The organism is Amycolatopsis sp. NPDC059021 (genome assembly GCF_042739895.1).
Classification (GTDB): Bacteria; Actinomycetota; Actinomycetes; order Mycobacteriales; family Pseudonocardiaceae; genus Amycolatopsis.
This window is the reverse complement of record NZ_JBHYIQ010000029.1, coordinates 57,294-67,110: the sequence shown is the minus strand read 5'-3', so window position 1 is coordinate 67,110 and position 9,817 is coordinate 57,294. Positions and strand designations below refer to the sequence as shown.

General features: G+C 70.4%; 9 protein-coding genes. 3 read left to right on the top strand and 6 right to left on the bottom strand.

Translation table 11 applies throughout. The features are described from left to right. Nucleotides 1–103: 103 nt before the first annotated feature. Nucleotides 104–766 carry a response regulator gene (locus ACFWX1_RS19325; RefSeq protein ID WP_378389061.1) on the bottom strand — a complete coding sequence of 221 codons (663 nt, stop codon included), beginning with the start codon at nt 764–766 and terminating at the stop codon, nt 104–106. Further along, nucleotides 763–2,331: an ATP-binding protein gene (locus ACFWX1_RS19320; RefSeq protein ID WP_378389122.1), complete on the bottom strand. Its 1,569-nt coding sequence runs from the start codon at nt 2,329–2,331 to the stop codon at nt 763–765. The genes ACFWX1_RS19325 and ACFWX1_RS19320 overlap by 4 nt, the downstream gene beginning before the upstream one ends. A gap of 241 nt (nt 2,332–2,572) precedes the next feature. Between ACFWX1_RS19320 and ACFWX1_RS19315 the strand changes: the two genes are divergently transcribed. Beyond that, entirely contained in the window at nt 2,573–3,937 is a 1,365-nt protein-coding gene (locus tag ACFWX1_RS19315) for a cation:dicarboxylate symporter family transporter (protein WP_378389059.1), read from the top strand. Between the two features lie 84 nt (nt 3,938–4,021). Here the strand turns inward: ACFWX1_RS19315 and ACFWX1_RS19310 are convergent, their stop codons facing one another. After that, entirely contained in the window at nt 4,022–4,423 is a 402-nt protein-coding gene (locus ACFWX1_RS19310; RefSeq protein ID WP_378389057.1) for a winged helix-turn-helix transcriptional regulator, read from the bottom strand. A 102-nt stretch (nt 4,424–4,525) separates the two neighbouring features. Here ACFWX1_RS19310 and ACFWX1_RS19305 point away from each other — a divergent pair, with 102 nt between their 5' ends. Then, the gene (locus ACFWX1_RS19305; protein ID WP_378389055.1) at nt 4,526–5,974 is read left to right on the top strand and encodes a DHA2 family efflux MFS transporter permease subunit; all 1,449 of its coding nucleotides are present in this window, start codon (nt 4,526–4,528) and stop codon (nt 5,972–5,974) included. On the opposite strand, the gene ACFWX1_RS19300 is transcribed toward ACFWX1_RS19305, so the two are convergent. Genes ACFWX1_RS19300 through ACFWX1_RS19290 form a run of 3 tightly spaced genes read right to left on the bottom strand, consistent with a single transcriptional unit; the run spans nt 5,938 to nt 7,694 of the window. Beyond that, a complete protein-coding gene (locus ACFWX1_RS19300; protein ID WP_378389053.1) occupies nt 5,938–6,402 on the bottom strand; it encodes an SRPBCC family protein in 465 nt (154 codons plus the stop codon). The genes ACFWX1_RS19305 and ACFWX1_RS19300 overlap by 37 nt on opposite strands. A gap of 3 nt (nt 6,403–6,405) precedes the next feature. Next, on the bottom strand, nt 6,406–7,146 hold the full coding sequence (locus ACFWX1_RS19295) for an anti-sigma factor (protein WP_378389051.1): 741 nt from the start codon (nt 7,144–7,146) through the stop codon (nt 6,406–6,408). Further along, nucleotides 7,143–7,694 (bottom strand): sigma-70 family RNA polymerase sigma factor, encoded by a 552-nt coding sequence (locus ACFWX1_RS19290; RefSeq protein WP_378389049.1) that lies wholly within the window; start codon nt 7,692–7,694, stop codon nt 7,143–7,145. The genes ACFWX1_RS19295 and ACFWX1_RS19290 overlap by 4 nt, the downstream gene beginning before the upstream one ends. Nucleotides 7,695–8,345: 651 nt before the next feature. Here ACFWX1_RS19290 and ACFWX1_RS19285 point away from each other — a divergent pair. Next, nucleotides 8,346–9,701 (top strand): hypothetical protein, encoded by a 1,356-nt coding sequence (locus ACFWX1_RS19285; RefSeq protein ID WP_378389047.1) that lies wholly within the window; start codon nt 8,346–8,348, stop codon nt 9,699–9,701. The last annotated feature ends 116 nt before the right edge of the window (nt 9,702–9,817 follow it).

Here is a 9,817-nt window from a genome sequence, read left to right as displayed (position 1 = left end):
GGCGCCCCTGTACCTGCCACCCTTTCCCGTACAAAACACCCCCCCCCCCCCCCCACCCGACCCCGCGGGGCGGGCCCCCCCGCCCCCCCCGCGCCCCCCACGCCTATCTGAGGTGATACCAGACCTCGGGGCGGCCGACCTGTCCATAGCGGGGCTCACGCGACGCGAGCCCGTTGTCCGCCAGGTATTCCAGATAACGCCGCGCGGTGACGCGGGAGGCGCCGATGGCGCTCGCGGCGGCACCGGCGGACAGCCCGTCGGACGCCTGGCCGAGTGCCGTGGTGATGGCGTCCAGCGTCTGCGCGCTCATCCCCTTCGGCAGCGCGGGATGTTCGCTCGCGCGCAGCGAGGACAGCGCGCGGTCGATCTCCGCCTGACCGGTCACCTCGCCGGAGGCGTCGTGGAATTCGGCGTACCGTTCGAGTTTTTCCCGCAGCGAAGCGAAAGTGAACGGCTTGAGCAGGTACTGCACCACGCCGACGGACACCGCCGCCTTGACCAGCGCGAGGTCGCGGGCGGAGGTGACGGCGATGACGTCGATCGGCAGGCCCGCTGCGCGCAGAGACCGGCACACCGCGAGGCCGTGCGTATCCGGCAGGTAGAAATCCAGCAGCACCAGGTCGACCGGCTCGCGCTCGCAGAAGCGCAGTGCGTCGCCGCCCGAGTGCACGACGCCCGCGACGGTGAAGCCTGCGAGCCGTTCGACGTACACGCGGTGTGCCTCGGCCGCGACCGGTTCGTCCTCGACCACGAGTACCCGGATCATTCCCCGCCCTCCTGCCGGGGCAGCCGCACGGTGAATGCCGCGCCGCCCTCCCTGCTGATGCCGACCGTCCCGCCGTAGCGGCGGATCGCCTGTCCCACCAGCGCGAGCCCGAGCCCGTGCCCCTCCCCCGCCTTCGTCGACCAGCCGCGCCGGAACATCTCCTCCGCGGCGTCCTCCGGGACGCCGGGACCATTGTCGGCCACGCGCAGCAGCATTCCGTCCGCCTCCGACCGCGCCGTGACGACCACCGCGGGACGTACACCCGAAGCGTGGGTGGCGGCCGCTTCGATCCCGTTGTCGATCAGGTTGCCGAGGATGGTCACCAGGTCGCGGGGCGCGATCCCGGAATCCGTGTCGTCGATGACGGTGTCCGGCGTGATGGTGAACTCGACACCGCGTTCGCTCGCCTCGGCGGCTTTTCCCAGCAGCAGCGCGGCGAGCACGGGCTCGGCCACCGCGCCCATCACGCGGTCGGTGAGTTCCTGCGCCAGCGCCAGTTCCGCGGTCGCGAACTCGACGGCCTGCTCGGGTTTCCCGATCTCGACCAGTGACACCACCGTGTGCAGCCGGTTCGCGGCCTCGTGGGCCTGCGAGCGCAACGCCTCGGTGAGTTCCCGGACCGCGGTGAGCTCGCCAGTAAGCGCTTGCAGTTCGGTATGGTCGCGCAGCAGCACGACCGTGCCCTGCGCCCGGCCGCTCGCGCTCACCGGTGTCGTGCTGACCACCAGCACCCGCGTGTCGGTGACGTGGAGCTCGTCGGTGAGCGCCTCGACCGAGGTGAGTGCCGCTGCCAGGCTCGGGGACAGGCCGAGTTCGGCCAGCCCGCGGCCGGTCGGATCGGCGGACAGGCCCAGCAGCGTGCGCGCGCCGTCGTTGCACAGCCGCACCCGGCCGTCACGGCCGACGAGCAGCACTCCCTCGCGGACGGCGTGGAGGACGGCTTCGTGATACTCGAACAGATTGCTCAGCGCGTCCGGCGCGATCCCGCGGGTCTGGCGCCGCAGCCGGGAGCTGATGAGCCACCCGCCGAGCGCGCCGACCGCCAGCACGGCACCGGCCACCGCGAACAACGGCACCAGCCGCTCGCGCAGTTCGGCGGAGATCGCCGAGATGGTGATCCCGACCGCCACCAGCGCGACGACCCGGTGGCCCTGGTCGAACACCGGCACCACCGTGCGTACCGACGGCCCCAGCGAACCGGCGTAGATCTCCTGCACGACGCCGCCCTGGCGCGCCTGGTCGATGGAGCCGATGAAGTGGCCGCCGATGAGTTCGGGATTGGGATGGGTGTAACGGATCCCGTCCGGGGTCATGATCGTGATGAAGTCGACCTGCGTGTCCCGCTGCACCTGCAGCGACAACGGTTCCAGCACCGCGCTCGGGTCCGGTGTGGACAGTGCGGAAAGGACACTCGTGGAGTCGGCCAGCGTGAACGCCACCGAGCTGGTCTGGTCCCGCGCCCGCTGCCGGGTGGCCCGCTGCGCGTCGAGGACGGCGAAGGTGATCCCGGTGGCGACCAGGACCAGCAGCACGACCAGTTGCAGCACGAGCAGCTGGCGGGCCATGCTCCACCGGTTCGGCCGGGTCCGCGACGTCGAGGGCACGCGCACATATCAGCACACGCCATCCCGGCAGGCCATCCCGGCAAGCCGGTCCGGCGGGCATCCGCGGTGCGGTCCTTCCGTTACCGGCTCTCCTGGTCCGTCACCCGATCGTCGTACGAACTCAATGAACACAACCGTGACCCAGCTCATACGATCAACGCATAGTGACCGGCGATTCGAACACCATGAGCTGGAGGCAACGGTGCCGACACCACCGACCCCCGACGCGAAGCCGCGCGGCCGGGACAAGACGCATTACCTGTACCTGGCCGTCGTCGTGGCGGTGATCCTCGGCATCGCCGTCGGCTTCCTCTTCCCGGGATTCGCCAAGGGGCTCAAGCCGCTGGGCACCGGGTTCGTCAACCTGATCAAGATGATGATCTCGCCGATCATCTTCTGCACCATCGTGCTCGGCATCGGCTCGGTCGCCAAGGCCGCGAAGGTCGGCAGGGTCGGCCTGATGGCGCTCGTCTACTTCGTGATCATGTCGACGTTCGCGCTGGCCATCGGCCTGATCGTGGGCAACATGCTGCACCCGGGCACCGGGCTGCACCTCACCCCGGCCGCCGTCCAGAGCGCGCACAAGCAGGCCACCGGCGGCGAGGGCGGCGTCGACTTCCTCCTCGGCATCATCCCGCCCAGCTTCGGCACGGCGTTCACCTCGGGCCAGGTGCTGCAGACGCTGCTGGTCGCGCTGCTGACCGGGTTCGCGGTGCAGAAGCTCGGCAGGAAGGGCGAACCGATCCGGCGCGGGATCGAGCACATCCAGCGGCTGGTGTTCCGGATCCTGGCGATGATCATGTGGGTGGCCCCGATCGGCGCGTTCGGCGCGATCGCCGCGGTGGTCGGGGAAACCGGCTGGAGCGCGCTGCGGAGCCTGCTGGTGATCATGCTGGGCTTCTACCTGACCTGCCTGGTGTTCGTCTTCGGCGTGCTCGGCGCGGTGCTGTGGATCGGCGCGCGGGTCAACGTCTTCTCGCTGCTGCGGTACCTGGCACGCGAGTTCCTGCTGATCCTGTCGACGTCGTCTTCGGAGTCGGCGCTGCCGAGGCTGATCGCGAAGATGGAACACCTCGGGGTCAGCAAGCCGGTCGTCGGCATCACGGTGCCCACCGGGTACTCGTTCAACCTCGACGGCACCGCGATCTACCTGACCATGGCGACGCTGTTCATCGCGACCGCGCAGGACAAACCCCTTGCCCTCGGCGAGCAGATCACGTTGCTGCTGTTCATGATCATCGCGTCGAAGGGCGCGGCGGGCGTCAGCGGCGCCGGCATCGCCACCCTCGCGGGCGGTCTCCAGTCGCACCGGCCGGAACTGGTCGACGGCGTCGGGTTCATCCTCGGCATCGACCGCTTCATGTCCGAAGCCCGCGCGCTCACCAACTTCGCGGGCAACGCCGTCGCGACCGTCCTCATCGGATCGTGGACCAAGGAGTTCGACCGCGACCAGGCCCGGCGGGTGTTCGCGGGCCAGGAACCGTTCGACGAAGCCACCCTGCTCGACGAGCACGAGCCCTCCCCGGGGGACGGCGGCGGGCAGGAGAAGCAGGCCGCGCTGACGTAACACCCCCGCGCGGCCGAGAATGTGCCGTGGCGCGAGCGTCCCTCCCCCGTGCTCGCGCCACGGCACATTTCTGCGTGTCCGGCGTCAGCAGCCCGCGTGGCCGTCGTAGGTGACGCGGGCTTCGGCGATCGCCTCGCGGTACCGCTCGGCCCAGCCCACCAGCCCGGTCAGGCTCTCGTAGAGTTCCTTCGCCATCGGGGTCGCCTCGTACTCGACCCTCGGCGGGACCGTCGGATACACCGTGCGCGCGAGCAGACCGTCCCGCTCCAGATTGCGCAGGGTCAACGTCAGCATCCGGCGGCTGATCCCCTCGACCGACCGCTCCAGTTCGGTGAAGCGGACCGGGCCGCGGGTCGCCTCCAGCAGGATGCCGATCGCCCACTTGCCACTGACCCGGTTGATGACCTCGAGCACAGTGCAGGCATCCATTTTCCCAGGGTCCAGTGCCCCTGCCTGGTCGGGTACAGCGATGTTCCTCTGGGACATGAAAGTGCCTCCTTACGCGCTGCCCCATGGTCACACATGATGTGCACCGTAACAAGTCGTGCCCTGGGTACGACCAGGGGAAACGCACTGGAGGGACCAGAAATGTCCGAAGCCAACCGCTCTCGGGGGCTCGCGCTCGCCGTGCTGAGCGCCGCGTCGCTGATGGTGGTGCTCGACAGCAGCATCGTCGCCGTGGCCCTCCCGGCCATCCAGGCCGAACTCGGCTTCGGCCCGGCCGGGCTGGCCTGGGTGGTCAACGCCTACCTCGTCGCGTTCGGCGGCCTGCTCCTGCTGTCCGGCAGGCTCGGCGACCTCGTCGGACGGCGCCGGGTGTTCCTCGGCGGGCTCACGCTGTTCACCGTGGCGTCGCTGGCGGCGGGCGTCTCGAGCGACGCGGCCGTGCTCGTGGTGTCCCGGTTCGCGCAAGGCGTCGGCGGGGCACTCGCGTCCGCCGTGGTGCTGGGCATGATCGTGACGATGTACCCCGAGCCCCGGGCACGGGCGAAGGCGATCGGCGTCTACAGCTTCACGCAGGCGGCGGGCGCGTCCCTCGGCCTCATCGCGGGTGGCGCGCTCACCCAGGCGCTGAACTGGCACTGGACGTTCTACGTCAACCTGCCCATCGGGATCGCCGCGCTGGTGCTCGCGCTGTGGGTGATCGAACCGGACCGCGGTACCGGGCTGCGCGCCGGAATCGACGCGCTCGGCGCCGTGCTGGTGACCGGCGGCGTGATGCTGCTGGTGTTCGCGATCATCCAGGCCGGGGAACGCGGCATCGGCGACTGGGTGACGTCAGGCTCGTTCGCCGCGGCAGTGCTCCTGCTGGCCGGTTTCGTGCTGCGGCAAGCGAAAGCGCGCACTCCGCTGCTGCCGCTGCGGCTCTTCCGCGTCCGCGCCGTCACCGGCGCCAACCTCGTCATGGTCCTGATGGTGTCCGGGCTGCTCGGCTTCCAGTTCATCACCGCGCTGTACCTGCAGAAGGTGCTCGGGCTCGACGCGCTCGGCACCGGGTTCGCCTTCCTGCCAGCGCCGGTGATGATCGCGATCGGCTCGCTCGGCTTCGCCGACCGGCTCAGCGCGCGCTTCGGCCCCCGCGCGATGCTGATCACCGGGATCGGCGTGATCATCGTGGCGATGCTCCTGCTGTCCAGGGTTCCCGCCGACGGCCACTACGTCGCCGACGTGCTGCCCGCGCTGGTCCTGATGGGCACCGGTGGCGGAGTGGCGATCCCGGCGCTGATGGGGCTCGCGATGTCCGGGGTGACACCGGAGGACTCCGGGGTTGCCTCCGGGCTGATCAACACGACCCAGCAGGTCGGGGCCGCCATCGGCACCGCCGTGCTGGCCACCGCCGCCGCGGCTCGCGCCGACGGGCTGGTCGCGGCGGGCACGGAGATCCGCGCCGCGCTGGCGGGCGGGTACCGGCTGGCCTACGGGCTGAGCGCCGGTTTCCTCGCCTTGGCGGTGCTGGCCGCGGCACTCGTCCTGGCGACACGGAAGCAGACGCCGGTGGTTCAGCCGGAACTTTCGGCCGCCGGTGAGGCCAGGTAACCCAGGAGGCCGCGGTGGCCCCGCCGCATCATCAGCGCGTGGTTCACGCGGAAGATCGGCCGGGCCACCGTGTCCAGCTTGCGCAGCAACGGTTTGCGGGCCAGGACGTCCTGCGCGATCTCCAGGCGGGTGCCCTCGCGAGCGGGACCGATCGTCCCGGCGAGGACACCCTCGAGGTCACCGCTGAGCCGGACCCGGACCCGGCCCGCCCGCTCGTCCTGCTGATCCCGGTGCATCCGGACGACGAGCCGGAACGGCAGCCGCGACCGGCAGACGAGCTCGGCGGTGTCCTCGTCGAGCTGCCGGACCGAGCGCACGTCGGCCCACCACCGCGGATAGGACTCCAGATCGACCACCGCGCCGAACACGCGCTCCGGCGCCACCGCCGGGAGGAGCCAGGTGCTGCGGAAGCGGTAGCGCGCGAACATCGGTCACGCCGTGGCCGGGGCCGAAACCAGCTTCCGCCCGTTCATCGTGACGATGTCCACCGAGGCCACGTCGTCCGGCGCGACCAGCGCGGAACCGTCGAGCGTGAAGCCTTCGTGCTCCCACTTCGCCGAGACCTGCCAGCTCCCCGCGGCGATGCGGCGGCCGTCCTTCGACACCACCTGGAGCTGGCACCGCTCGCCCGCGGGGATGCCCTGCACCTGGACCTGCACCTTGACCCAGCCCGCGAACGGGAACACCTTGGCGTCGAGACTCGCCTTCGTCACCGGGTCGGTGGCCGGCGGCAGCTGGCGTGGCGTGGGCCCCTGCGGTGTGGAGGTCGGCGGCGGTCCGGCTTCCGGCGAGGTCGCCGCGGTCTGCCTGCCGATCACCCAGCCCGCGCCGAGCGTGACCACGGCGAGCAGGACGACCGCGGCGGCGACCAGTACCCGAGGCTTGCGACGCGGCTGGTAAGGCTGCGAAGCGGCGTCGGCTTCTTCGGCCCGCACTCGATGCAGGGCGCGTTGCAGCAGCAGGTCGCCTCCCTCGGGCGGACCGTCGAGGAACGCTTCGGGCGGCACGTCATCGAGGGCCTGACGAAGCGCTGTCAGCTCACCGAGTTCGTGCCGGCACTGCGCGCAGATCGCCAGATGCCGCCGCTCGAACTCGGCCGCCTCGGCCGGGTCCAGCGCGCCGAGGGAGTACGCGCCGAGCAGCGCGTGATCCTGTTCCATCGCGTCGTTCATCGCGCTGCCTCCCTTCCCTCGCTCGACATCGCGGCACGGAGGGCACGCAACGCGTAGTAGGACCTGGACTTAACGGTACCGGGCGCGATCCCGAGGACCTTCGCCGCTTCGGTCACCGTCCGGCCCCGGTAGTAGAGCTCGACGAGGACCTCCCGGTGTTCGGCGGTCAGCCCGTCCATCGCGCCGAGCACCGCCATCGCGTCGACGACCCCCTGCGCGTGGTCGCGTTCCACCGCGGGCAGCGGAACGCCCGACGCCGGTTCGGCCACCTCCTGCGGCCGCGCCGCGCGGGCCCGCGCCCGGTCGGTGACCAGGTTGCGGGCCACCGTCAGCAGCCAGCCGCGAACCGAGCCCTTGCCGTCGTTCTGCAGATCGTCGGCGTGTTTCCAGGCGCGGACCAGCGTCTCCTGGACGATGTCCTCGGCCGCGGCGCGATCGCCGGTCAACCTCGTCGCGTACGCCAGCAGGCTCCGGCCGTGTTCGGCGTAGAGCTGCCGGATGAGATCCTCACCCTTGGCCCTCTTGGGCCGCCAGCCTCCGATGGCCACCCTCGTCCTTCCGACGGCGTTCTGGGTCGGCGTGGACAGTACTGCAAGCCGCCCGCCCGGGGGTGAGCTCCTGGGCAGGCCCAGCACGGCCGCGCTGCTCATCGGCTGACCGTCCTTCCTCACTGTGCTCGATCCGCTCAGCAGCCGCGGCCACTGCCGACGACGTCCGCGCCGTGTCCGGCGACGTTCGCGATGGTCGTCGATACCCTGCACACGGCCGGGCACGCCCGGCGGTTCAAAGTTGTTCCGGGGCTCACCTGTCCCGGCGCGTCGTACCGCGCGGCTGTCCCGGACTCACGAAATCACCTCGGCCCTGGAAATGGACCGGACACATATTCACCACACATTGTCCGGCCGTTCCGCAAACAATCAGGAGTAACCCCGTTGGGCCACAAGGATTACCCAGCATCCCACTCATTGTGATGTGCATCACAATGAGTGGGGAAGTGATCTTTCCCTTCTAATATTCGTGCGGGGAGGGCACGCTCGCGATGGGGGATTTTCCGTTGTCCCGGCTACCGGTATAGGTATCCGCCGGGAACACGCAGCCAATCCGGAAACTGTCCGCGGACCGGCAATGGCCGAATCCGCGGTGTCATCACGAGCTCGCCGGTACTCATCTTCGAACCAGCAAACCCGAAAGGTTCCACGATGCCGCACCGCAGAAGACCCGGACTGAGATCCGTTGTACCCGCCACGGTGGCGCTGACCGCGCTCGGGACGCTCACTCTGAATGCCCCGAGCGCCTACGCCGCCGAAATCGACATCCCCTGTGATCCGGCCGCACTGATCCGGGAGGTCACCGCGGCCAACGCCTCCGCCGACCCGGACACCTTGTCCCTGGCGCCGAACTGCGTCTACACCCTCACCGCCCCCGCCGACGCCACCTGGGTTGCCGGGCTGCCCGCCATCAAGGGGAAGCTCACCATCAACGGCAATCACGCCACCATCGCCAGGGCACAGGACGCGCCCCAGTTCCGGCTGATCTCCAACTGGGGTGACCTGACGCTCAACGAAATCACGCTCACCGGCGGCCACGCCCCCGACGGCGTCGGCACCGACTCCTACGGGGAAGCGAACCCGGGCGGGAGCGGCGGTGGCATCCAGAACTGGGGCCCGCTGACCATCACCGGCAGTGTGCTCACCGGCAACACCTCCGGGGCCGGTGCTCCCGGTGCCGACGCCACCGCTACCACCCGGGCCGGGCGCGGTGGCCTGGGCGGATTCGGCGGTGGCATCTCTTCCTACAGCGGCACCTCGTTGCCGCTGACCATCACGAACAGCGTGATCACCGGCAACGCCACCGGCGCCGGCGGCCGGGGCGGCAACGGTACGGGCAAGGAGCCCGGTGGCCGGGGCGGCTCGGGTGGTTTCGGCGGCGGCGTCGAGGGCACCAGCGGCAGCGTCCTGCGCATCACCGATAGCAGTGTCAGCGGCAACACCACCGGAGACGGCGGCAAGGGTGGCACCGGGGGCGCCGAGGGCGGCGGGGCCGGAGACGGCGGTGGCGGTGGCGCGGGTGGCGGGGTGTTCATTTCCGCCGACCGGGACAAGCCGCTGAATCCGGCCATCACCGGGACCAAGATCACCGCCAACCGGGGTGGCCGAGGTGGCGACAGCGGCGTGGCGGGCCCTGGCGGTTACGTGGGCTGGGCCGGTTACGGCGGTCACGGTGGCGGAGTGAGCGTCTTCTACGACACCCTCACCCTCGACGGCGGCGCGGTCACCGAGAACAGCGCGGGTGAGCCTGGTGGAGGCTACCATCCCTCTCCGGCGCGTGGCGGCGGCATCGACACGCTGAGCGCGCATGTCACCTTGATCAACGGAGCCGTGGTGAGCGACAACCGGCCCGACAACTGCTACTCCGTCGCCGACGTGCCCGGCTGCGTCAACCCCCTGCGGGCCGCCGGTCTCCAGCGCGCGGGCGACGCGGCTGTCCGAGAGCACCAGGCCGAAGAACTCGCGCTTCGGCAGCTCGCCGCCGCCTCGGCGATGGCGGGTAAGTGACCGGCGGGGCCGGTCGGCTGACCACCCGTCTGTAACCGGATGACGGTTCGTGGCCGGCCGGTTTTCCGGCCGGGCACGACCTTTACGGGCGCCCGGGCCGCACAGCGTCGGTTATA